The sequence below is a fragment of the Streptomyces cinnamoneus genome (assembly GCF_014650495.1).
Taxonomy (GTDB): Bacteria; Actinomycetota; Actinomycetes; order Streptomycetales; family Streptomycetaceae; genus Streptomyces; species Streptomyces cinnamoneus.
On sequence record NZ_BMVB01000007.1, the window covers coordinates 71,066 to 94,093 of the forward strand.

19 protein-coding genes are annotated in these 23,028 nt (G+C 73.3%); 8 read left to right on the top strand and 11 right to left on the bottom strand.

Annotation, left to right across the window (positions count from 1 at the left end):
* Positions 1-64: 64 nt before the first annotated feature.
* From IE182_RS12395 to IE182_RS12410, 4 genes are all read left to right on the top strand, one after another.
* Positions 65-703: a TetR/AcrR family transcriptional regulator gene (locus IE182_RS12395; protein WP_190109817.1), complete on the top strand. Its 639-nt coding sequence runs from the start codon at positions 65-67 to the stop codon at positions 701-703.
* Between the two features lie 183 nt (positions 704-886).
* Positions 887-1,735: a 3-hydroxyacyl-CoA dehydrogenase family protein gene (locus tag IE182_RS12400; RefSeq protein ID WP_190109818.1), complete on the top strand. Its 849-nt coding sequence runs from the start codon at positions 887-889 to the stop codon at positions 1,733-1,735.
* A gap of 137 nt (positions 1,736-1,872) precedes the next feature.
* On the top strand, positions 1,873-2,208 hold the full coding sequence (locus IE182_RS12405) for an STAS domain-containing protein (RefSeq protein WP_190109819.1): 336 nt from the start codon (positions 1,873-1,875) through the stop codon (positions 2,206-2,208).
* A gap of 273 nt (positions 2,209-2,481) precedes the next feature.
* Positions 2,482-5,094: an ATP-binding protein gene (locus tag IE182_RS12410; protein WP_190109820.1), complete on the top strand. Its 2,613-nt coding sequence runs from the start codon at positions 2,482-2,484 to the stop codon at positions 5,092-5,094.
* Positions 5,095-5,178: 84 nt separating this feature from the next.
* Here IE182_RS12410 and nucS read toward each other — a convergent pair whose 3' ends face one another.
* On the bottom strand, positions 5,179-5,850 hold the full coding sequence (gene nucS, locus IE182_RS12415; protein WP_190109821.1) for an endonuclease NucS: 672 nt from the start codon (positions 5,848-5,850) through the stop codon (positions 5,179-5,181).
* 207 nt (positions 5,851-6,057) lie between these two features.
* Here nucS and IE182_RS12420 point away from each other — a divergent pair, with 207 nt between their 5' ends.
* Complete coding sequence (locus IE182_RS12420; protein ID WP_190109822.1) at positions 6,058-6,450, top strand: SCO5389 family protein; 393 nt, start codon at positions 6,058-6,060, stop codon at positions 6,448-6,450.
* Positions 6,451-6,558: 108 nt separating this feature from the next.
* Here IE182_RS12420 and IE182_RS12425 read toward each other — a convergent pair whose 3' ends face one another.
* Positions 6,559-7,584, bottom strand: a complete 1,026-nt coding sequence (locus IE182_RS12425; RefSeq protein WP_190109823.1) for an LLM class flavin-dependent oxidoreductase — start codon at positions 7,582-7,584, stop codon at positions 6,559-6,561.
* Between the two features lie 204 nt (positions 7,585-7,788).
* On the opposite strand from IE182_RS12425, the gene IE182_RS12430 reads away from it, so the two are divergent.
* On the top strand, positions 7,789-8,121 hold the full coding sequence (locus IE182_RS12430; protein WP_190109824.1) for an Rv1322 family protein: 333 nt from the start codon (positions 7,789-7,791) through the stop codon (positions 8,119-8,121).
* A 28-nt stretch (positions 8,122-8,149) separates the two neighbouring features.
* On the opposite strand, the gene IE182_RS12435 is transcribed toward IE182_RS12430, so the two are convergent.
* From IE182_RS12435 to mce, 7 genes are all read right to left on the bottom strand, one after another.
* Positions 8,150-9,106: an ABC transporter permease subunit gene (locus IE182_RS12435; RefSeq protein ID WP_190109825.1), complete on the bottom strand. Its 957-nt coding sequence runs from the start codon at positions 9,104-9,106 to the stop codon at positions 8,150-8,152.
* The gene (locus IE182_RS12440) at positions 9,103-10,419 is read right to left on the bottom strand and encodes an ABC transporter ATP-binding protein (RefSeq protein WP_190109826.1); all 1,317 of its coding nucleotides are present in this window, start codon (positions 10,417-10,419) and stop codon (positions 9,103-9,105) included. The genes IE182_RS12435 and IE182_RS12440 overlap by 4 nt, the downstream gene beginning before the upstream one ends.
* A 174-nt stretch (positions 10,420-10,593) precedes the next feature.
* Positions 10,594-11,364, bottom strand: a complete 771-nt coding sequence (locus IE182_RS12445) for an ABC transporter permease (RefSeq protein WP_190109827.1) — start codon at positions 11,362-11,364, stop codon at positions 10,594-10,596.
* Between the two features lie 3 nt (positions 11,365-11,367).
* Complete coding sequence (locus IE182_RS12450; protein ID WP_190109828.1) at positions 11,368-12,357, bottom strand: ATP-binding cassette domain-containing protein; 990 nt, start codon at positions 12,355-12,357, stop codon at positions 11,368-11,370.
* Positions 12,358-12,514: 157 nt separating this feature from the next.
* Positions 12,515-13,453 (bottom strand): coiled-coil domain-containing protein, encoded by a 939-nt coding sequence (locus tag IE182_RS12455; protein WP_190109829.1) that lies wholly within the window; start codon positions 13,451-13,453, stop codon positions 12,515-12,517.
* Between the two features lie 122 nt (positions 13,454-13,575).
* The gene (gene scy, locus IE182_RS12460; RefSeq protein ID WP_229844760.1) at positions 13,576-18,561 is read right to left on the bottom strand and encodes a polarized growth protein Scy; all 4,986 of its coding nucleotides are present in this window, start codon (positions 18,559-18,561) and stop codon (positions 13,576-13,578) included.
* Between the two features lie 163 nt (positions 18,562-18,724).
* Entirely contained in the window at positions 18,725-19,165 is a 441-nt protein-coding gene (mce, locus tag IE182_RS12465; RefSeq protein ID WP_190109830.1) for a methylmalonyl-CoA epimerase, read from the bottom strand.
* 139 nt (positions 19,166-19,304) lie between these two features.
* On the opposite strand from mce, the gene IE182_RS12470 reads away from it, so the two are divergent.
* Together IE182_RS12470 and meaB are read left to right on the top strand one after the other, a co-directional pair.
* Positions 19,305-20,516, top strand: a complete 1,212-nt coding sequence (locus IE182_RS12470; protein ID WP_190109831.1) for an acetyl-CoA C-acetyltransferase — start codon at positions 19,305-19,307, stop codon at positions 20,514-20,516.
* Between the two features lie 47 nt (positions 20,517-20,563).
* Positions 20,564-21,523, top strand: a complete 960-nt coding sequence (meaB, locus tag IE182_RS12475; protein ID WP_190109832.1) for a methylmalonyl Co-A mutase-associated GTPase MeaB — start codon at positions 20,564-20,566, stop codon at positions 21,521-21,523.
* A 64-nt stretch (positions 21,524-21,587) separates the two neighbouring features.
* On the opposite strand, the gene IE182_RS12480 is transcribed toward meaB, so the two are convergent.
* Together IE182_RS12480 and IE182_RS12485 are read right to left on the bottom strand one after the other, a co-directional pair.
* On the bottom strand, positions 21,588-22,073 hold the full coding sequence (locus IE182_RS12480) for an RICIN domain-containing protein (RefSeq protein WP_190109833.1): 486 nt from the start codon (positions 22,071-22,073) through the stop codon (positions 21,588-21,590).
* 419 nt (positions 22,074-22,492) lie between these two features.
* Positions 22,493-22,969 carry a MarR family winged helix-turn-helix transcriptional regulator gene (locus IE182_RS12485; RefSeq protein WP_190109834.1) on the bottom strand — a complete coding sequence of 159 codons (477 nt, stop codon included), beginning with the start codon at positions 22,967-22,969 and terminating at the stop codon, positions 22,493-22,495.
* Positions 22,970-23,028 lie beyond the last annotated feature (59 nt).

The window sequence follows — 23,028 nt, forward strand, 5'->3', positions numbered from 1 at the left end:
GAGTCTCTTAAAGTTTGCAATGACTCCAAGTTTTCAGGGAGTGCAGCAAAGCTACGATGGGGCCATGACCGAAGGACTGAGGGAGCGGAAGAAGCGGCAGACCAGGCAGCACATCTCGGACGTGGCGACCGGCCTGTTCCTGGAGCGCGGCTTCGACGCCGTGACGATCGCGGAGGTGGCGGCGGCCGCCGAGGTCTCCGTCAACACCGTCTACAACTACTTCTCCACCAAGGAAGCGCTCTTCCTCGACCGCGAGGACGACGCCGTGCAGTGGCTGGCCACGGTCGTCCGCGGGCGGCCCGCCGGGGAATCGGCGGCCGACGCGGTGCTGCGCGCCCTGCGGGCCGAAGCGGTCGCGGTCTCCCCGCGGCTCGGGCTCATCGACGGCTACGACCGCTTCCTGCGCGTCATCGCCCAGTCGCAGGCGCTGCGCTCCCGGCTGCTCGACATGCGCCACCGGGCCGTCGAGGCGCTGGCCGTCGTGCTCGCCGAGGAGGCCGGCGCGGGGGCAGGGACGATGCCCGCCCTGGTGGCCAGTCAGCTGGGGTGGATCCAGGGCCACGTCGTCGAGTTCATCCAGCGCGAGCTGACGGAGGGGCGCACCGCGGCGCAGACCTCGCGGGCGGCGCTCGGCCTGCTGGACGAGATCGAGTCCCTGCTCGGCGAGCGGCTCCTCGGCTACGCCCGCCGGCCCGCTGTGTGATCAATGAGGCCCAAGTGGCCCATCTGCACCGTGAGGTCACAGGCCCGGCCGTCTCAGTGTGATGTCCGTCATTCGGGACGTGACGCGCATCTCTTACTGCCCAACCGTGCGCCCCCGGGCGCTAATCTCCGGGCGGAGAGCCGTAAATGAACAGGTACATGCACAGGGAGTAAGGGGACAGCCGTGGCCAAGAAGCTCGCCGTCATCGGGGCCGGACTGATGGGCTCCGGGATTGCGCAGGTCTCTGCGCAGGCCGGTTGGGACGTCGTGCTGCGGGACGTCACGGACGCGGCGCTCACCCGCGGAACGGACGGCATCAGGGCCTCGTACGAGAAGTTCGTCTCCAAGGGGAAGCTGGAGGCTGCGGCCGCCGAGCAGGCGCTGGCGCGGATCACCACGACCACCGACCTCGACGCGGCCGCCGACGCCGACATCGTCGTCGAGGCGGTCTTCGAGGACATCGACACCAAGCGGGACATCTTCCGCACCCTGGACGGGCTGGTGAAGGACGAGACGGTGCTGGCCTCCAACACCTCCGCCATCCCGATCACCAAGATCGCGGCCGCCACGTCGCGCCCCGAGCGCGTGGTCGGCACCCACTTCTTCTCCCCGGTGCCCATGATGCAGCTGTGCGAGCTGGTGCGGGGTTACAAGACGAGCGACGAAACGCTCGCCAGGGCGCGTGAGTTCGCCGAGGGCGTCGGCAAGACCTGCATCGTCGTCAACCGCGACGTGGCCGGCTTCGTCACCACGCGCCTGATCTCCGCGCTCGTCGTCGAGGCGGCCAAGCTGTACGAATCGGGCGTGGCCACCGCCGAGGACATCGACGTCGCCTGCAAGCTGGGCTTCGGGCACGCCATGGGCCCGCTCGCGACCGCGGACCTGACGGGCATCGACATCCTGATGCACGCCACGGGGAACATCTACACCGAGTGCCAGGACGAGAAGTTCGCCCCGCCGGAGATCATGCGCCGCATGGTCGACGCGGGCGACCTCGGCCGGAAGAGCGGTCAGGGCTTTTACCAGCACTGAGCTGGGGCCGTCCACCGGGCTTCACCCCGTGGGGTGAATTCGGTGTCGGTTCGCTTACAGGCGGCAACTTTGTCGTGTGAGAGGCAGTCAGTTCTTTAGAGCCACAACCACATCAGGCACCACTCCCGGGAGCGCATATGCATATCAGGGGCGACCACGCCGAACTGGTCGTCGGGGGGCGCCTCGACGTCCGCAACGCGGCGGACGCCCGAACGGTCCTGCACTCCGCGCTCGACGCCGGGCGGGGCGACCTCGTCCTCGACCTGACCGAGCTGGACTCCTGGGACGCCACCGGACTGGGCGTCATCATGGGCGCCCACCGCCGCGCCGGGCGCACCGGCCGGCGGCTCGTCCTGCGCGGAGTGCCGGACCGCATGCAGCGCCTCCTGGTGGCCACCCGGCTGCACCGCATCCTCGCGATCGAGGGCGGCGGCGTCGCCGCCGCCGCCCCGCAGTCCCTGCCGCACGTCTGAGCCCGTTGCGACCAGGGGCGCCGGGCGGGCCCGGTGAGCCCCCTGCGCCACGAGTACCCCGATCCTCATGAGACTGTGACGTCCCGTGGCGACGTGGCACCCTCCCCGTCGTAGATACTGTGCCAAGGTCTGTTCGGTTTCCCGCCGCCCACGACAGCCCACGGCGGGCACCGGACCGGTACCGACGGCCCGCGCAGCACGGCCGGAGGTCGAAGGAGTGCGGACAGGCCGGAGGGCACGACGGCACGCCACGCATCTTGGGGGCTCTGAACCATGGACCCGACGAACCGGGGATCCGAGGAATTCCACGACGACGAGCACACTCCGGCCGAGGACGGCGGCACGCGGCGCCCGCCCCGCGAGCCCGCGCCGGGCCCGGAAGCGGGCTCCGGCGGCCAGGGGCCGGTCCGCGTCGTCCAGCTCGTCTCCGGTGACTACCTCCTCACCGTCAACCCGGTCGACGGCAGCGAAATAGAGCCCTGCCCGCCCGGCGCCCTTCCGGGCCGTCCCGAGCGCCACGGCCCCGAGCAGCGCGCCGAACTGCGCCGCGCCTCCACGCCCCCGCTGCCCGCCCGCCAGGCGGGGCCCCAGCTGCCCCTGCTCCACCGCGACGAGGAGCGCGAGAGACTGGGCCGCCTGCTCTCCCGCGGCCGGTCCGTGCGCCTGACCGGCCCCTCCGGCTCCGGCCGCAGCGTCCTGCTGGACGCCGTCGCCGAGGACTGCGCGGACCTCGCCCCCGACGGCGTCGTCCGGCTCAGCGGCTACCACCGCACCCCGAACGACCTGTTGCACGAGCTGTTCGCGGCCGTCCACCACGCACCCCTGCACCGCCTGGACCGCACCGAGTTGCTGGCCGCCGTCCACGAGATCGGCGCCGTCGTCGTCGTGGACGACCTCGAATTCGGCGGCGGCGCGCTCGACGAGCTCCTCGACGCCACGCCCGAGTGCGCCTTCCTGCTCGCCGCCACCCCCGACGTGGCCGCACCCTCCGCCGACTCGCACCTGGAAGAGGTCTTCCTCGGCGGACTGGACCGCACCGGCTGCCTGGAGCTGCTGGAGCTGGCCGTGGACCGGCCGCTCACCGACGAGGAGGCCGGCTGGGCGGCCGACCTGTGGTTCGAGTCCGAGGGCCTGCCGCTGCGCTTCGTCCAGGCCGGCGCCCTGCTGCGGCAGCGGGACGCCCGCGCCGCCGGCCCGGCGGCCGTCGAGGAGTTCGGCGTCTTCGCCGAGCGGCCCCACGCCACCGCCGGCGGCGAGGTCACCGACACCGACGCCGTACCGCTGCCCAGCCTCGCCCAGGCCGCCGCGCCCGCCGCCCTGCTCGCCTCCCGGCTCGGCGAGGCCGCCCGCGAGACCCTGCGGTTCGCGGTCGCCCTCGGCGGCGAGCTGCCCCACCAGGCCCACCTGCCCGCACTGGCCGGCGACACCCACGCGGACGCCGCCGTCGGCGAGCTGCTGGCCTGCGGGCTGATCGGCACCGTCGCCACCCACTACCGCCTCGCCGCCGGCGTCGCCGACCAGCTGATCGCCGAGGGCTACGGCGACGACACGGCCGACAAGGCGCACACCGCCGCCCAGCACTACGCCTGGTGGGCCGGCCACCCGTCCGTGACCCCCGAGCGGATCGCCGTCGAGGCCGACGCGATCCTGGCCACCCTGGGCGCCCTGGTCGGCGCCGAGGAGGCCGGCCAGCGCGCCGCCGCCGTCCTGCTGGCCCGCACGGCCGCACCCGCCTTCGCGGCGGCCCTGCACTGGGGCGCCTGGGAGCGCAGCCTGCGCTACGGACAGGAAGCCGCGCGGCTCGCGGGCGAGGTCGGCGAAGAAGCGTATTTCCACCACGAGTTGGGCGTCCTCGCCCTGTGCAGCGGCAACCTCGACCGGGCCCGCGCCGAACTGGAGGCGTCCATCGGCCTGCGTGGCGTCCTCGCCGACAAGCGTGGCGCCGTCGCCGGCCGCCGTGCCCTGGCGCTGGTCGCCGACCGCACCGGCCTGGCCATGGGTGCCCGGCCCGTGCCCGGAGGCGCCCCGGGGCGCAGTGGCTCCGCGGCCGTGCCGCCCCTGCCGCCGCTGCCCACCCCCGTCGGCGCCCGCCCGGCCGCCGGCACGGACAGCCGCACGCCGCCCGGCGAGGAGGTCCCGGACGCGCGCAGCGAGGAGTCGGCCGCCCCGCCCGCCACGGTGCCCTCCGGCCGGCACCCGGACAACGTGATGACCACGGTCATGACCCCGGTCGTCACCGCGGGCGCCGTGCCCCGGCCCCCCGCCGCACCGCCGCGCCGGCCGGCGGCCGGGCACTCGTGGGCGCAGAAGCTCATGTCCGGCGGCAACCGGCGCAACCTCGTCGCGGCGGGCGCCGGCGCCCTGCTCGCGGCCGTGCTCGGCACCGTCGTCACCCTCGGCGCCACCACCGGCGGCACGGACGGCCCGTCGTCGGACACGGTGCGGCCGGGCCAGTCCGCCTCCCAGCAGGACGGCGACGGCGGGCTGAGCGCCGACGAGCCGGCCGCCGGGGAGCCCGGCGCCCCGCAGGTGCAGGACCGGCCGGGCCGCCCCGGCCGCAGCCCCGGCCCGGGCGGCCCGGCCCCCGGCACCCCCGGCCCCTCCGGCAGCTCCTCACCGTCCGCACCGCCGGCCAGCGGCGACCCGGCGCCCCGGCCCCCGACCACGCCGGGCCGGCCCTCGCAGAGCCCCAGCCGCACGCCCGGCGGGGAGACCCCGAAGCCGCCGACGACGCCGACGCAGCCCACGCCGGACAAGCCGACCAAGCCCGCCGACCCGCCGACGACCCCGGCCCAGCCCACCGCCGGCGGCAGCTCCAACGCGGCGAGCGGACCGGCGACGGGCAAGCCCACCGCCGGCAGCCCGGGCGGCACCCCGGTCGCCTAGGGCGGGTCCCAGGGCCTGCCCCGGCAACGGGCGAGGGCCCGTACGCCACCGGCGTACGGGCCCTCGCGCAAGCAGGGGGGCGGATCAGAACAGCCGCAGCTTGTCGTCCTCGATGCCGCGCATCGCGTCGTAGTCCAGGACGACGCAGCCGATGCCGCGGTCCGTGGCCAGCACCCGCGCCTGGGGCTTGATCTCCTGCGCGGCGAAGACGCCGCGCACGGGCGCGAGGTGCGGGTCGCGGTTGAGCAGCTCCAGGTAGCGCGTGAGCTGCTCCACGCCGTCGATCTCGCCGCGCCGCTTGAGCTCCACGGCCACCGTCGCGCCGTCGGCGTCACGGCAGAGGATGTCCACCGGGCCGATCGCCGTCGGGTACTCGCGGCGGATGAGGGTGTAGCCCTCGCCGAGGATCTCGATGCGGTCCGCGAGCAGCTCCTGCAGGTGCGCCTCGACGCCGTCCTTGATCAGGCCGGGGTCGACGCCGAGCTCGTGCGAGGAGTCGTGCAGCACCTCTTCCATGGTGATGATGAGCTTCTCGCCCGCCTTGTTGATCACCGTCCACACGGCGATGCCGTCCTGGTCCTCCTCCTTGAGGGTGCACGGCGGAGACATCCAGTTCAGGGGCTTGTAGGCCCGGTCGTCCGCGTGGATGCTGACGCTGCCGTCCGCCTTGACCAGGATCAGACGGGGGGCGGAGGGCAGGTGGGCGGTGAGCCGGCCCGCGTAATCCACGGAGCAACGGGCGATGACGAGACGCATGGTGAGCCACGCTACTCGACTCCTGCCACTTCACGCGATTCGCCCGGGAAGGGCCCTGCGGGCTTTGGCCAGTTGTCGGTGTTCTCCTGGTGGGGCAGCAGTGGCCGGATTACCGTTGAAGCGGGCGGTCGTCGTACGGGCACAGGGCGTCGTCGTCCGCTCGCCCATCCCCAAGACCCCGTCCGCGGGGTCGCGAGAGGAGAACCCATGTCGCTCGACGTCTCACCGGCCCTCCTCGAACAGGCCGAGCGAGGCGAGGTCGACGAAGCGGATTTCGTCGACTGCGTCCGGACCTCCCTGCCCTACGCGTGGGAGATGATCAGCTCTCTGGTGGACCGGCTCCAGGTCGAAGGCGGGGAGTTCGCCGACAACCGGACGCCGCCGCCGGACGAGCAGGCACGCGGCCAGCTGCTGCGCGCCCTGGCGAGTGACGCGATCCGTGGTGCGCTGCAGCGGCACTTCGGTGTCCGGCTGGCGTTCCAGAATTGCCACCGGGTGGCGGTCTTCCCCGTCGACCGCTCGGTGGACGGGCGTCTGGCCCGCTTCACCTCGGTGCGGGGCCAGCTGCTGAACCAGTCACCGGAGCTGCGTGACTGCTGATGCCGTTCGTGCTGCCGCTCCGGGACCGGGGGAGGTGCACAGAGAGCGGGGGCGGCAGCTCCGCCGGGAGACGGGGGCGCGGGGGACGAAAGGCGTGGGGGTGGGGGGTCAGTCGAGCAGGGGCAGCACGTCCGAGCCGAGCCGGCGCAGGTTCTCCTCGGTGGCCGCGAGGTCGCCCGAGCCCTCGGCGAGCAGGGCGAAGCGGTGGATGCCCGTGCGTTCCGCGGTGGCCGACAGCCGGTCCGCGCACAGCCGGGGCGGGCCGACGGGATGCAGCTCGCACAGCAGCTCCGTGTAGGCGAGCGGGTCGCGCATCCGGCGGGCCCTGCCGTCGACCGTCACATGCGCCGTGAGCCCGTGGTGGAACCACCCCGGCATCACCTTCAGCAGTGTCTCCGCCGCCTCCGGGCGCCGGTCCCCGATCTGTACGACGCCCGCCGCCACATGACCGGCGGCCGCCACCGCCTCCGGTGAACTCCCGGCCTCCAGGGCGCACTTGCGCCACAGGGCCACCATCTCCGCCTTCTCCTCGTCCGTGCTGTGCATGCCGAGCAGCATCGGCAGCCCGTGGGCCGCCGCCAGTCGCACGCTCGCGGGCGAGGTGCACGCGACGATCACGCCGGGGCCGGGGTCCTCCAACGGGTCGTCGGGGCGCGGGACGACCGGGACCTCCCGGAAGGCGAACCGCTCGCCGCTGCTGCCGACCCGGGGTTCCCGCAGCCACCGCATCAGCAATTCGAGCGACTCGGGGAACCCCTCTTCGTACGCCCCGAGGCCCGAGTTGAACACTTCCAGGTCGACCCACGGCCCGCCGCGGCCCACCCCCAGGGTGAACCTCCCGCCCGACGTCAGGTGCAGCAGCGCCGCCTGCTCGCCCAGCGCCACGGGGTGCGTGGTGGGCAGCACGCTCACGGCCGTACCGACCCCGAGGGTGCGGGTGCGGCCGAGGAGCAGGGCCGCCAGGGTCACCGCGGACGGGCACACGCCGTACGGGACGAAGTGGTGCTCCGCCAGCCAGACGGCGTCCAGCCCCGCCTCCTCGGCGACCTCCGCCGAGCGGACGGCTCTGTACAACGCCTCCTCGTGGCCCTGGCCCGGGAATTGGGCGGCCACGACAAACGCTCCAACGCGCATCGCTCTTGTTCCTCCTAGCGACCGACGCGGCACCCCCCTGGAGGCAATAACGGCCGACACGTGCCAAAGGTACGGCCGAGCGTGAAGTTTTCATGATGATCGGTGCGCAGGCGCCATAGGCCCGTGCGGACGGCGGACCGTGGGTACGGCCGTGCCGCGTAGGCTGGTCCGCGACCCGTAGCCCCAGACCTCCCGAGGTGCCCCGTGTCCCCGCGCCGAAACCGCCCGCGAGGCGGCGCCGACAAACACGCCCCCCTCCCGCGCGACGAGAGCGGCGAACGGTACGGCCTGGAGCGCACGGAGAGTTGGCAGGGCGAGGACTGGGCCGTGCGCATGATCGGCGGCGGTGCCGCCGCGAAGCACTACCGCTGCCCCGGCTGCGACCAGGAGATCCCGCCGGGCGTCCCGCACGTCGTCGCCTGGCCGCGGTACGGCGCCGGCGTCGACGACCGGCGGCACTGGCACAAGGCGTGCTGGAACGCGAAGGACCGCCGGAGCGCAAGGCTCCAGCGGTCCCGTAACGCGCCGCGGTACTGACGCGGACAACCGGTCGGCGGCCGACCGGTCAGGCGTCCCGCTTGACCAGCGAGGCGTACGCGCCGCCCAGGACCGCGGCCGCGACGCCGGCCATGATCCACAGCGGGGTCCAGCCGCCCGGTCCCGAGACGGGGTCGGCGGAGGTGGCGTAGAACGCCGCCAGCTGGTTGGGGATCGAGTACTCGAAGAACGCCTGACGGATGTCGCTGAGCGCGTCCGTCGCCATGAACATCGCCAGGACCAGCGGGAGCAGCACCACGCCCAGCATGACCGTGATGGCCCCGGCGGAGTGCCGCAGCAGGGTGCCCACACCGAGGGCCACCAGGCCCAGGGTGGCGGTGTAGAGGCTCACGCCCACCGTCGCCCGGAGCCACACGTCGGCCGACGGGTCGACCGAGGACTGGTCCTCCAGCAGCGTCCAGGCGGCCATCGACACCAGCACGGTGCAGAGCAGCATGATCGTGAACGTCAGCAGGAAGAAGACGACCGCCTTGGCCGTCAGCACGCGCCCGCGGTTCGGGCAGGCGGTCAAGGTCGTGCGGATCAGGCCCGTGCCGTACTCGGACGAGATCGTCAGGACCCCGAGGGTGATCACGCAGAGGATGCCCAGCAGGAGGCCGAAGAAGCCGACGAACAGCGGCGAGCCGTTCTGCATCGAATCGCCCGTGCTGTCGAAGCCCACGGCGACCAGCAGGCCGATGCCGACGAAGAGCAGGACCATGACGCCCAGCGTCCACACCGTCGACCGGACCGAACGGATCTTGGTCCACTCGGAGAGCAGGGCGTCGGCGAGCGTGGCCCGGCGGATCGGGATGGGCGAGACGTAGCCGCCGCCGGGCGCCTGTCCCGGCCAGTAACCGGCCTGCGGGCCCGGGGCCTGCTGGGCCTGGTGGGCGTGGTGGGCGTAGGCGGGAGCGCCCGCGGGCGGCTGGGGCGCCTGCTGCGGCGCGTGCTGCGGGGGCGCGGGGTGCTGGGGGGTGGTCATCGGGCGTCCTCGCTGTCGCGCTTGGTCAGGTCGGCCGGGGCGCCGTGCGGCGCGGGGGCGGCGGGCGGGGGAGCGGGCGTGTCACCGGCCGGGGCCGCCGGCGCGGGCGCCGCCTGGGGCGCCTGCGGGGCCCCGGGGGCGGCCTGCGGCGCCTGGGGTGCCTGCGGGGCGGCGGAGCCTGCCTGCGGCGCCTGGGGCGCGGGCGCGGCCTGGTACGGGTGCGGTGCCGCGGCCGGTGCGCCCGGTGCCGGCTGCTGCGGCGCGGCGGCGTAGGGGTTCGGCTGCTCGCCCGGCAGGACGGGGTACGCCTGCTCCGGCCAGCCCTGGGGGAGCGCGGCGGGCTGCTGCCAGCCCGTGGGGGCGGGGGCGGGCGCCTGCAGGCCCGCGCGCTGGTCCGCCGTCGAGCGGTAGTCGACCGCGCCCTGCGTCATGCGCATGTACGCCTCCTCCAGCGACGCCTGGTGCGGGGAGAGCTCCCACAGGCGGACGTCCTCGCCGTGCGCGAGGTCGCTGATGCGCGGCAGCGGCAGACCGGTCACGCGCAGGGCGCCGTCCGGCTCGGGGAGGACCTGGGCGCCGGCCCCGACCAGCGCCGCCGTGAGCTTCTCGCGCCCTTCCGGCTCGCCCTCGGGCGTCCGGACGCGGGCGAAGTCCGCGGAGTTCGCGGAGATGAAGTCCTTGACGCTCATGTCGGCCATGAGCTGCCCGCGCCCGATGACGATCAGATGGTCGGCGGTCAGCGCCATCTCGCTCATCAGGTGGGAGGAGACGAAGACCGTACGGCCCTCCGCCGCCAGCCGCTTCATGAGGTTGCGGACCCAGAGGATGCCCTCGGGGTCGAGGCCGTTGACCGGCTCGTCGAACAGCAGCACCTGCGGGTCGCCCAGCAGCGCGGCGGCGATGCCCAGGCGCTGGCCCATGCCGAGGGAGAAGCCCTTGGAGCGTCTGCGCGCCACGTCCTGGAGGCCGACGACGCCGAGGACCTCGTCGACGCGGCGGGCGGGGATGCCGGAGAGCTGGGCCAGGGAGAGCAGGTGCTGACGGGCGCTCCGGCCGCCGTGCACGGCCTTGGCGTCGAGCAGGGCGCCGACCTGGCGCGGGGCGTTCGGCAGCTTGTGGAAGGGCTGCCCGGCGATCGTGACCCGGCCGGCCGAAGGCATGTCCAGGCCGAGGATCATGCGCATGGTGGTCGACTTGCCGGAGCCGTTGGGCCCCAGGAAGCCGGTCACGGCACCCGGCCGGACCTGGAACGTCAGGTTGTGCACGGCCGTCTTGGCGCCGTAGCGCTTCGTCAGACCGACTGCCTCGATCATTCATCGCCCCTAGCGAGCTCGGTCAGGGCGAACGCCCCCGTAAGGGTTAGGAGGATAGACGAGGGGTTGACGGTTCCCGATATGCACGGGTTGTGACCGACGCCGCGCAACGAAAGGGGCGGCCTCAGGGGGGTCTCGCAGGCATCCTCTGGTCCTGCCCGGGGCGGCCCGCGGTCAGGCGTCCCGCCTCCTGAGCAGCGCGTATCCGCCGATCAGCGCCGCCACCACCCACAGGACCATGATCGCGAACCCGCCCCAGGGCCCGTAGGGCGCGTCGTCGCCGAACGTGACGACCTGCATCACCTTCTGTCCGGCCTGGTCGGGCAGGTACTGCCCCACCTTCCTGGTGGCCGGGACATTGCCGAGGATGGCCGAAATGAGGAAGAAGAACGGCATGAGAATGCCGAGCGAGAGCATGGGGCTGCGCAGCATCGTGGCGACGCCCATCGAGAACACCGTGATCGCCGTCATGTAGAGCCCGCCGCCGATCACCGCGCGCAGCACCCCCGGATCCCCGAGGTGCGCCTTGTGGCTGCCGAGCATCGCCTGGCCGACGAAGAACGCCACAAAGCTCGTGAGCATGCCGACGACGAATGCGAGCAGCGTGGCAATGGTGATCTTGCTGAAGAGAAAGGTGCCGCGCTGGGGAACGGCCGCCAGGGAAGTCCGGATCATTCCGGTGCTGTATTCGTTGGAAACGACCAGCACCCCGAAAACGATCAACGCCAGCTGGCCGAGACCCATCCCCGCGAAGCTGATGAACGTCGGATCAAATTGGATCTTGTCTTTCGGGGAGAGATTGTCGAAGTCCCTCTTGCTCAGGGCGCTGATCAGCGCGCCGAGCGCCACGGTCACCACCACAGCGATCCCGAGCGTCCACACCGTGGAACGCACCGATTTGATCTTCGTCCACTCCGACCGGAGGACCTGCGTCACCACCGCCATCGCTCAGGCCCCCTTCTTCTTCCGCGGGCTCTTGCGCCAGTCGGTGCCCCAGGCGGCCCCGGGCGCGGCGGCCGCCGGCGGCTGATGGTCGTCGTGCGCGTGGTACTCCACCGCCCCGGCGGTGAGCCGCATGAACGCCTCCTCCAGCGACGCCTGCTGCGGGCTCAGCTCATGCAGCACGATCCGGTGCCGGGCCGCGAGCTCCCCCAGGTGCTCGGCGTCCTCGCCCTCGACCTCCAGTGCCCCGTCGCTGCGGGGCACGAAGTCGATGCCGGCGCCGTGCAGCACGTCCCGCAGCCGTTCGTGACCGGGGGAGCGCATCCGCACGAAGGACCGGGAGTTCTCCCTGATGAAACCGGCCATGCTCGTGTCGGCGAGCAGCCGGCCCTGGCCGATGACCACCAGGTGGTCGGCGGTCAGCGCCATCTCGCTCATCAGGTGGGAGGAGACGAAGACCGTACGGCCCTGGGCGGCCAGGTTCTTCATGAGGTTGCGGATCCAGTGGATGCCCTCGGGGTCGAGGCCGTTGACCGGCTCGTCGAACATGAGGATCTGCGGGTCGCCCAGCAGGGCCCCCGCGATGCCCAGGCGCTGCCCCATGCCGAGCGAGAAGCCCTTCGAACGCTTCCCGGCCACCGACGTCAGCCCCACGGTGTCCAGCACCTCGCGCACCCGCGCGCGCGGGATGCCGTTGCTCTGCGCCAGGCACAGCAGGTGGTTGAAGGCGCTGCGACCGCCGTGCATCGCCTTGGCGTCCAGCAGGGCGCCGACGGTCTTCAGCGGGTCCTGCAAGCGGCGGTAGTGCCTGCCGTCGATGCGGACCGTGCCACTGGTCGGATGGTCCAGGCCGAGCATCATCCGCATCGTGGTGGACTTGCCGGCGCCGTTGGGCCCGAGGAAGCCGGTGACGATGCCGGGGCGCACGGTGAACGTGAGGTGGTCCACGGCGCGCACGTCGCCGTAGTCCTTGGTCAGATCCGCCAGCTCGATCATTACGCCACGGTAAGGGCGGCTCCGGCCGCCCGCCACCGGTGGCGCAGGCTCCGGACCAGGGGCGGAAAGCACTCGGCGCGCCGCCGGCCACAGGAGGTGGCGCGCGGCGCGCCGGGCACAGGATCCCCCGAACGAGCGGCGTACGGACCGCGCCGCGTCAGCGGCTCTGCTGGGCCGGGACGCCGCGCGTGATCGGCTCGTCGTCACCCGGCACCCCGGCCGCGGCCACGGCCGCACCGGTCAGCGTGGCCAGCATCTCGCGGACGTTGGTCAGCTGGGCGTTGATGCTGTCGCGGCGGTTGGTGAGCGCCGCCAGCTCCCGCTCGGACTCGCTGCGGATGCGGTCCGCCTTGGCGTTGGCGTCGGCCACGATGTCCTCGGCCTGGCGCTGCGCGGTCTCCACCGTCTGCCGGGCCCGGCGCTCCGCGTCCGTACGCAGCTTCTCCGCCTCCAGGCGCAGCTGCTCGGCGCGGTGCTCGATCTCCGCCAGCCGCTTCTCGGCCTTGGCCTGGCGGGAGGCCAGGTCACGCTCGGACTGCTCGCGGCGCTTGGCCAGGTTGGTCTCGAAGTCGGCCGCGGCCTGGGCGGCCTTGGCGCGGGTCTCCTCGAAGAGGGCGTCCGCCTCCTCGCGCTTGGACTGCGCGTCCTTCTGCGCCTCGGCACGCAGCGTGGCCGCGTCCCCCTTGGCCTTCTCGACGATCCGCGCGCCCTCGTCCTCCGCCTTGGCCTTGCGGTCGGCCGCGAACGACTCGGCGTCGTTGCGCACCTGCTGCGCGGCCGACTCGGCCAGCTCACGGTGCTGCTCGGCGGCGCGCCGGGCCTCTTCCCGCAGGTCCTTGGCCTCTTCCTCGGCGAGCCGGAGAATCTTTTCCACGCGCGCGCCGAGCCCCGCGTAGGACGGCTCCGCGTCATTGATCTGTGCCTGAGCGTTCTGCGTTTCGAGGTGGAGCTCCTCGATGCGCTTTTCCAGCGAAGTGATCCGCGCCAGTGCACTGTCACGGTCCGCTACGAGCTTGGTAATGCGGTCGTCCACCTGGCCGCGGTCGTATCCACGCCGCACCAACTCGAAGCCGAAGGGGGAGGAAGTGTCGCTCATGGGGTTCCTGTCATAAGAGACCGGTGAGGTGATAGAGGAATCCTAGGGGCGTGAGCGGCGTCTCATCGAGCAGATGGAAGTAGACAGTTGGGGAATCCGGAAACCGGCCCCTCGATTGAGTGTTACTTCTGTGACTGCTTGCCACCCGATCGAGTTGCGCCGGCGCCGGCCGCCGCCTTCACCCCGCCCTCCTTGGAGCCGCCTGCCCCGGGGGCCTCAAATGATTCCAACGCCTCCAGCACGTCCTGGACACGGGAAATCTCGGCCTGAATGTCCTCGCGGCGGCGGACCAGCACCTCCAACTCCCGCTTCCCCTCCTCCAGAAGACGCGCAGACTCCTCACGAGCCTCGGTGCGCAGGCGCTCGGCCTCGCGTACGGCGGTGGACTTCTTCTGCTCCGCCTCCTTGATCAGCGCATCCGCCTTCTTCACGGCCGTGATCCGCACCTTGCTGGCCTCGCTCTGGGCGTCCGAGACCAGCTTCTCCGCCTTCTCCTCGGCGTTCGTCAGCTGCTCGGTGGCCGCCGCGACGAGCTTGTCGCAGCGCTCGCCCGCGGACTGCATCGCCTCGGCCGCCTCCCGGCGGGCCCGCTCGTGCAGCTCCTCGACCTCGCCCTCCAGCCGGGAGCGCAGCTCCTCGGCCCGGTCCCTTATGGCGGTGGCGTCCCCACGGGCCTCGGCCAGCAGGGTGTTGGCGTCCGTACGGGCCCGCTCCACCACCGCGTTGCCCTCGCCGGTGGCCTCCTTGACGATCCGGTCGGCCTCCTTGCGGGCCGCGCCCACCATGGCGTCGGCCTGCTCCTCGGCCGCCGTGGCGGCCCGGACGGCCTCCTCCTGCGCCTTGGCGATCAGCGCGTCCGCCTGCTCGGCGGCGTCCGCCAGCCGCTTGGCGCCGGCGTCCCGCGCCTCGTCCACGGTCCGCTCGGCCTCGGCGCGGGCCTCGGCCCGCGTCCGCTCCGCCTCCAGGACGGCGTCGGCCTTGATCTTCGCGGAGTCGGCCCGGGTGCTGTTGGCGTTCTCCTGGGCGGCCGCGAGGGCCTCGGCGGCCTCGGTGGCCATCCGGTCGGCCTCCGCCGTCACCTCGGCGACGAGGGTGTCCGCCTGCTCGGCGGCCTCCGCACGGCGGGCGTTCGCCGCCTCACGGGCCTCGTCGGTGAGCCGCTCCGCCTCCTCGCGGGCGTTCTCCAGGGCCGCGTCGGCATCGCCCCGCAGCCGCTCCGCCTCCGCCGTCGCCTCGGCCAGCGTCCGCTCGGCCTGCGCGGTGGCCTCCGCCCGGTGGGCGTCGGCGGCCTCGCGGGCCTCCTCGACCGTGCGGGCGGCCTCGGCCGCCATCTTCTCGGCCTCGGCCGTCGCCTTCGCGATCAGCTTGTCCGCCTGCTCGGCGGCCTCGGCCCGGCGGGCGTTCGCCGCCTCACGGGCCTTGTCCACGATGCGGTCGGCGTCGTCCTGCGCCGAGGACGTCAGCTCGGCCGCCTCATTGACGATGCGGTCGGCCTCCGCCCGGCCCTCGCCACGGATCTTGTTCGCGTCCTCGCGGGCCTCGGCCCGCGTGCGCGCCGCGTCCTGCTCCGCCGACGCCAGCGCGTCGGAGGCGTCCGTGCGCATCTGCTGCGCCTTGGCGGACGCGTCCGCCACCATCCGCTCGGCCTCGGCCGTCGCCTTGGCGAGCACGGCGTCCGCCTGCTCGTCGGCCGTGGCCTTCTTCTCGGCGGCCGCGGCCCGCAGCCGCTCCGCCTCCTCGCCGGCCTCGGCCAGCAGGCGCCCGGCCGTCGCCTCGGCCTCCGCCCGGTGGGCGTCGGCGGCCTCGCGGGCCTCGGCCACCGTGCGGGCGGCCTCGGCCGCCATCTTCCCGGCCTCGGCCGTCGCCTCGGTGATCAGCTCGTCGGCCTGCTGGGCCGCCTCCGCACGCCGTGCGTTCGCCGACTCGCGCGCCTCGTCGACCGTGCGCGCCGCCTCGGCCCGCAGCCGCTCGGCGTCCGCCTCGGCCTCCGCCCGGTGGCCGTCGGCCGCCGCACGTGCCTGCTCCTCGAAACGGGCCGCCTCCGCCCGGGCGGCCTCGACCATCTCGGCCGCCTCGGCGATCAGCCGGTCTGCGTCCGCCGACGCCTCGGCCCGGTGACCGTCCGCGGCCTCGCGGGCCTCGGCCACCGTGCGGGCGGCCTCGGCCGCCATCTTCTCCGCCTCGGCCGTCGCCTCGGTGATCAGCTCGTCGGCCTGCTGGGCCGCCTCCGCACGCCGCGTGCCCGCGTCCTCGCGCGCCTCGTCCAGCACCCGGGCCGCCTCGGCCCGCAGCCGCTCGGCGTCCGCCTCGGCCTCCGCACGACGGGCGTCGGCGGCCTCGCGGGCCTCCTCGACCGTCCGGGCGGCCTCGGCCCGCAGCCGCTCCGCCTCCTTGGTGCCCTCGGCGATCAGCTCGTCGGCCTGACCGGCCGCCTCCGCACGGCGGGCGTTGGCCGCCTCACGGGCCTCGTCCAGCACGCGGGCCGCCTCGGCCTCGACGCCCTCCGCCTCGGAGATCGCCTCCGCGACCGTACGCTCCGCCAGCTCCTGGGCGGCGTCCGTCGCGGCCTTCGCCTCCGACCGGAGCCGGGCGGCGTCCTCCTCGGCCCGCTCGCGCTCGGCGTAGGCGTCGGCGCGGACGCGGTCCGCCTCGATCTGGGCGTCGGTGACCGTGCGCTCGGCGTTGTGCTCGGCGGCCGAACGCAGCCCCGCGATCTCCTCCTCGGCCTGCTCGTGCAGGCCCGCGACGGCGTCCCGCACCTGCTGCGCGGTCTGCTCGGCGGCGGCCACGAGCTCGCTCGCCCGCTGCTCCGCCTCCTCGACCAGGCGCCGGCCTTCCTCCTGCGCCTCCGCGACCCGCTTGCGCGCCGACGCCAGCAGCTCCTCGCTCTGCTCGCGCGCCGCCTCGCGCTCGGCCTGCGCCTCCGTACGGGCGTCACCGAGCAGCTCCTCGGCCTCACGGCGGCGCCGTGCGGCCTCCTCCTGCGCGGCGGCCAGCGCCTCGGCGGCCTCGGCGGCCGTCCGCTCGGCGGCGGCGTTCGCCTCCGCCCGCACCCGGTCGGCGCTCTCCTGCGCCTCCGTGCGCAGCCGCTCGGCCTCCTCCTCGGCCTCGCCCAGCAGCCGCGCCAGCATGGCCTCGCCCTCGGCACGCGCCGCGGACGCCTCCGCGGCCGCCTCGGTGCGCAGCCGCTCGGCCTCCTCCTCGGCCGCGGCCTGCAGTGTGCGGACCCGCTCGGCGGACTCCGTGCGCTGCCGCTCGCTCTCCTCGGCCGCCTCGCGGCGCAGCCGCTCGGCCTCCGCACGCGCCTCGCGCAGCGCCGTCTCGGCGGCCTCCACGCGCTGCCCGGCCTCGCTCCGCAGCCGCTGCAGCTCCGCCGCGGCCTCCTCGGTGCGCGCCTCGGCGGCCCGCTCGGCCTCCTCGCGCAGCGCACGGGCCGCTTCGGCGGCCTCCGTACGGACGCGCTCCGCGTGGTCCTCGGCCTCCTCGGCCATCTCCTCGGCCTCGGTACGGGCCCGCTCCAGGGCCTCCTCGGCCTGCTTGCGCAGCGTCGCCGCGCGCTCGGCGGCCTCCGCCCGGAGGCGCTCGCTCTCCGCGCTCGCGCCGCTACGGGTCTCCTCGGCGTCGGCCTTGGCCTTGGCCAGGAGCTCCTCGGCGGTGCTGGCCGCCTCCTCGATCTGCTGGACCGCCTCCCGACGGGCCTCGCCGCGGATCCGCTCGCCCTCGGCGACGGCCTCCGCCCGCAGCTGCTCGGCCTCGCCGCGCAGCCGCCGCGCCTCCTCCTGGAGCTCGACGGTCTTCGCGCGGTACTCCGCGGTGTCGTCCTTGGCCTCGCCCTTGAGCTGCTCGGCGGTGTCCGCCGCCTGCGCCCGCAGCCGCTCGGCCTCCGCCTCGGCCTCCCGGCGGATGCGCTCCGCCTCGGCGGCGGCGGCCTTCGTGGTGGCCTGGGCGTCCTCCGACGCCTTGGCCAGCACCTCCTCGGCCGTACGGGCGGCCTTGGCGAGGGCGGCGGCGGAGTCCTCGGCGACGGCGCTGCGCGCCTCCGCGGCCGCCTCGGCCCGCAGCCGCTCGGCCTCGGCGACGGCGTCGGCCCGCAGCTGCTCGGCCTCGGCCCGCAGCGCCTCGGCCTCCTTGGTGGCCTCGCTCACCAGCCGGGCGATCTCCGCCCTGGCCGTACGGGTGCGCTGCTCGTTGTCCGACTCGGCGGCGGTCAGCCGCCGCGTGGCGGCCTCCTTCGCCTCGACGACCAGCTTCTCCGCCTCGGCCCGCGCCTCGCGCAGGGCCGCATCGGCCTCCTGCATGCGCGCCTCGGCGGTGCGCGTCATCTCGGCGGCGGCCGTACGGGCCTGGTCGGACTCGGCACTGGTGGCCGAGCGCAGCTGCTCGGCGTGGTCGGTGGCCTCCTGCGCCTGCGTGGAGGCGGCGGTCAGCAGCCGCTCGGCGTCCGTGCGCGCCCGGCGCAGGATCGCTTCGGCTTCCGCACGGGCCTCCTCGGCGGCGGCCCCGAGCCGGCCGCTGGCCTGCTCGGTCAGCCGCTGGGCCTCCGCACGCGCGGCGGCCAGGGCCTGCTCGGCCTCGGCCCGCGACTCCTCCAGCAGCCGGCGGGCCTGGGACTCCGTGCGCGCCCGCAGCTGCTCGGCCCAGGCGACGTTCTCGTTGACGTGCGACTCGACGGTGCGGCGGCGCTCGTTGAGCTCCTCGTCCAGCCGCTGCCGGCGGGCCACCGCCTCGGCGTGCAGCTCCGCCTCCATGCGGGCCTGCTGCTCCGCCTGCTCCTGCAGCAGCCGCTGCGTCTGGGCGCGCGCCTCGCGCACCTCGCGCTCGGCGTCGCTGCGCAGCTGTTCTGCCTGGATCTGGGCATTGCGGAGGAGTTGTTCCGCCTGGTACCCGATGTCCGCCGAGTCATAGGCGGGACGGTGGGCGAGGGTGCGGCGCGCCTCGTGGAGCTTGGCGCGCAACACCTCGACCTGGTAGCCGAGGTCGTCGGCGTGCTGGACAGCCTTTTCCCGCTCGGTCTTCAGCCGCTTCATCTCGGCCTCGAACTTCGAGAGGTGGTCGGCTTCCTCCAGCTGACTCTCCTGGCGCTCGTAGCCCCGCACAGCGCGGTCCATCCGTCCCCTGGTCGCGTCGGCGGCCGGCCCCGTACTGCGTCGGTGGTGGAACCCGGAGCCCGCCCTTCCGAAGAAATGGTGTCAGATCATCGGTACAGCCCGGTCCCGGGGCCACCCGGTACCCCGGCCGAACCTGCACTCTACCGGCCGGGGGAGGGGTGGGTCAGTGCTCCGCCGTCCCATCGGGCGCGGAGGTGACCAGTTCCGTCAGTACGCCGTGACAGTCCTTCGGGTGCAGGAAGGTGATGCGCGAGCCCATGGAACCGCGCCGCGGCTCGTCGTAGAGCACCCGCACGCCCTTCTCCCGGACGGCCTCGGCGTCACCGTCGACGTCGGCCGTACCGAACGCGATGTGGTGAACGCCCTCGCCGTTCTTCGCCAGCCACTTGCCCACCGCGGAGTCCTCGCGGGTGGGCTCCAGCAGCTGCAGGTAGGACGCCCCGCCGTCGGAGGTCCCGTTGATCCTCAGCATGGCCTCGCGGACGCCCTGCTCCTCGTTGACCTCGGTGTGGAACACCTCGAATCCGTACGTGGCACGGTAGAACTCGACAGTCCGGTCGAGGTCGAAGCAGGCGATCCCGATGTGGTCGATGCGCGTCAGCATGGCTCCAGTGCACCGCTGCACGGGGTGGTTACGCAACGTGCGCGCGATCACACCGTCGGCCCGGTGACCGGGTGCCGTACCGCTCAGTACATTGACGGGAACCGTCGTTAACATCCCTCTGCTCGAAGGGGCCGCGCCCATGTCTGGTACGAACGGGAACAACCGCCGCACTTCCGTCATCGTCGCGGGCGCCCGTACGCCCATGGGCCGCCTGCTGGGCTCGTTGCGCACCTTCTCCGGGGCCGACCTGGGCGGCGTGGCCATCAAGGCGGCGCTGGACCGGGCCGGCATCGGCGGCGACCAGGTGCAGTACGTGATCATGGGTCAGGTCCTGCAGGCCGGCGCCGGGCAGATCCCCGCCCGTCAGGCCGCGGTCAAGGCCGGCATCCCCATGAACGTCCCGGCGCTGACCGTCAACAAGGTCTGCCTGTCCGGCCTCGACGCCATCGCCCTGGCCGACCAGCTCATCCGCGCGGGTGAGTTCGACGTCGTGGTGGCCGGCGGCCAGGAGTCGATGACCAACGCCCCGCACCTGCTGCCCAAGTCCCGCGAGGGCTTCAAGTACGGCGCGATCGGGATGCTCGACTCCATGGCGCACGACGGCCTGACGGACGCCTTCGAGAACATCGCGATGGGCGAGTCCACCGAGAAGCACAACACCCGCCTGGGCATCCGCCGCCCCGAGCAGGACGAGATCGCCGCCCTCTCCCACCAGCGGGCCGCCGCCGCCCAGAAGAACGGCCTGTTCGAGGCCGAGATCACCCCCGTGGAGATCCCGCAGCGCAAGGGCGAGCCGGTCGTCTTCAGCAAGGACGAGGGCATCCGCGCCGAGACCACGGTGGAGAGCCTGGGCAAGCTGCGGCCCGCGTTCGCCAAGGACGGCACGATCACGGCGGGCACGTCCTCGCAGATCTCCGACGGCGCCGCCGCGGTGGTCGTGATGAGCAAGGCCAAGGCCGAGGAGCTGGGCCTCGCCTGGATCGCCGAGATCGGCGCCCACGGCAACGTGGCCGGCCCCGACAACTCCCTGCAGTCCCAGCCGTCCAACGCCATACGGCACGCGCTGGGCAAGGAGGGGCTGGGCGTCGAGGACCTCGACCTGATCGAGATCAACGAGGCATTCGCCGCCGTTTCGGTGCAGTCAATGAAGGATCTGGGCGTATCGCCGGAAAAGGTGAACGTCAACGGCGGTGCCATCGCGCTCGGTCACCCCATCGGCATGTCCGGCGCCCGCATCGTGCTGCACCTGGCCCTGGAGCTGAAGCGGCGCGGCGGCGGCGTCGGCGCGGCCGCCCTGTGCGGCGGCGGCGGCCAGGGCGACGCCCTGATCATCCGGGTCCCGGGCAACTGACCCCGGACGGGACCTTTCGGAACGCATCGGATCGCATCGGAGCAGCCATGACGGACGTCCCCTCTCTGGTCGAGCAGGCGCGGGCGGGCCGGCCGCGTGCCGTGGCCCGGCTGATCTCACTGGTGGAGGGGGCGTCCCCGCAGCTGCGCGAGGTGATGGCCGCACTCGCCCCGCTGACGGGCAATGCGTACGTCGTAGGGCTCACGGGCTCGCCGGGCGTCGGCAAGTCCACGTCGACCTCGCAGCTGGTGAGCGCGTACCGCCGCGCGGGCAAGCGGGTGGGTGTGCTCGCCGTCGACCCGTCCTCGCCGTTCTCCGGGGGCGCGCTGCTCGGTGACCGGGTGCGGATGTCCGAGCACGCGTCGGACCCGGGCGTCTACATCCGTTCCATGGCCACCCGCGGCCACCTGGGCGGCCTGGCCTGGGCGGCCCCGCAGGCGATCCGGGTGCTGGACGCGGCGGGCTGCGACGTGGTGCTGGTGGAGACGGTCGGCGTCGGGCAGTCGGAGGTGGAGATCGCCTCCCAGGCCGACACGAGCGTGGTGCTGCTCGCCCCCGGAATGGGCGACGGCATCCAGGCCGCCAAGGCCGGAATCCTGGAGATCGGCGACGTCTACGTGGTGAACAAGGCCGACCGCGACGGCGCGGACGCCACGGCCCGCGAGCTCAACCACATGCTGGGCCTGGGCGAGGCCCGTGGCCCCGGCGACTGGCGGCCCCCGATCGTGAAGACGGTGGCGGCGCGCGGCGAGGGCACGGACGAGGTCGTCGAGGCGCTGGAGAAGCACCGGGCGTGGATGGAGGAGCGGGGCGTTCTGGCGGAGCGGCGCCGCAGCCGCGCGGCCCGCGAGGTGGAGACGATCGCCGTCACGGCTTTGCGGGAGCGCATCGGCGATCTGCGGGGCGACCGGCGGCTGGCCGCGCTGGCGGAGCGGGTCGTGGGCGGTTCGCTGGATCCGTACGCCGCGGCGGACGAATTGGTTGCGGGCTTGACGGAACGGGTATGAGAAAAGGCGATGAGCCCGGCGAATGACGGTCGCCGGGCTCATTTCCTGCGTGGTGCACAGGCCCCTACTTGATGTAGAGACCCCAGGTCTGGGCGGCCCTGCCCGAGCCCTTGGCCTCGATCGTCACGGCCCGGTCGATGCCGTGCGCCTGGAGCACCTCGCCCCGGAACTTCCGGCTCTCGATGACGGTGTTGTCCGACCGCGTGTCCAGCAGCCAGCGCTGGGCGAGGTTCCCGCTGTTGCAGGGGCTCTGGGTGATCTTCTGGCCGCGGCCGGTGGCGGCCAGGCACCTGCCGAAGTGGGTGCCGCGGATCGTGTAGGAGCCGTCGTCCAGCTGGGTCAGCTGGAACGTCTGCCAGGCATGCCGGGCGTCCCGGGTCAGCACGTCGTAGCCGTTGTACTCGTCGAGGTTGGTGTCGTCGCTGTACACCTGGATCGACGTGGTGATCGGTGCCTGCACCGCCGTGTCGGCCGCCGCGGGCACGGCCGCGACCCCCGTCAGGGCGCCGGCGGCCACGAGGGTGAGCGCGAGCTTTCTGGTTCTCGCCATGGTGTTTTCCTTTCCGATCGTCGGGCTTTTCGACGATCGGAAAGCTATGTGCTGGGCGGGGCGGCGAACCAGGGGGGTTCGGGTCATATGCCGAGTAAAAGGTAAGGAATTCAACCCGCCTGCCATTCGCGCAGAAGCGGCCTCTTCGCAAGCAGTCGAAACAGCCGCATGCCGACTGGCGGCAATGCGGCGGTGCGGCCTGGGGCGTTGCCGGCCGGGGGTCCGCCACGCCGTGCGGGACCCATGGGTTACGGACATTGCGGCTGCGAACTGTGGTGGGCCGTGCGGCCCGATCGCGCCGGGGTGCGGTGTGGCCGGATACCGGGAGTGAAGCCGGGGATGGAGCCGGGGGCCGGGAGTGAAAAACGGGAGGTTCGCGCTGGTGCAGCGCGAACCTCCCGGTGCGGGAACGCGGCGGGTCAGGCGCGACCCCGCGTCGTGCGCAGGTGCTTGGCCACGGGGGCCAGGGATTCGTGGAGGGCCTTGAGGTCCTCCACGGACAGCAGGTCGATGAAGTGCTCGCGCACCGAGGCCACATGGTGCGGGGCGACCTTGCGCATGGTCTCCCAGCCCTGCTCGGTCAGGACCGCGAAGAGGCCGCGACGGTCGGACTCGCAGTTCTCCCGGCGGACGAGCCCGGCGTTCTCCATGCGCGTGATCTGGTGCGACAGACGGCTCTTGGACTGCAGGGTGGCGGTGGCGAGGTCGCTCATCCGCATGCGGTGCTCGTCCGACTCCGAGAGGTTGACGAGGATCTCGTAGTCGTTGTTGGTGAGGCCGAACGGCTGGAGGTCCCGTTCGAGCTGGTGCATCAGCAGTCGGCTCACCTCCAGATGTGCGCGCCAGGTGGCCTGTTCCTCGTCGCTGAGCCAGCGAGTGCCGTTCTCGGTGTCCATGAATGGATTCTACCTAAGAAGTTGAAATGTTAACTAATGACGGACGGGCTGGAGGTAAG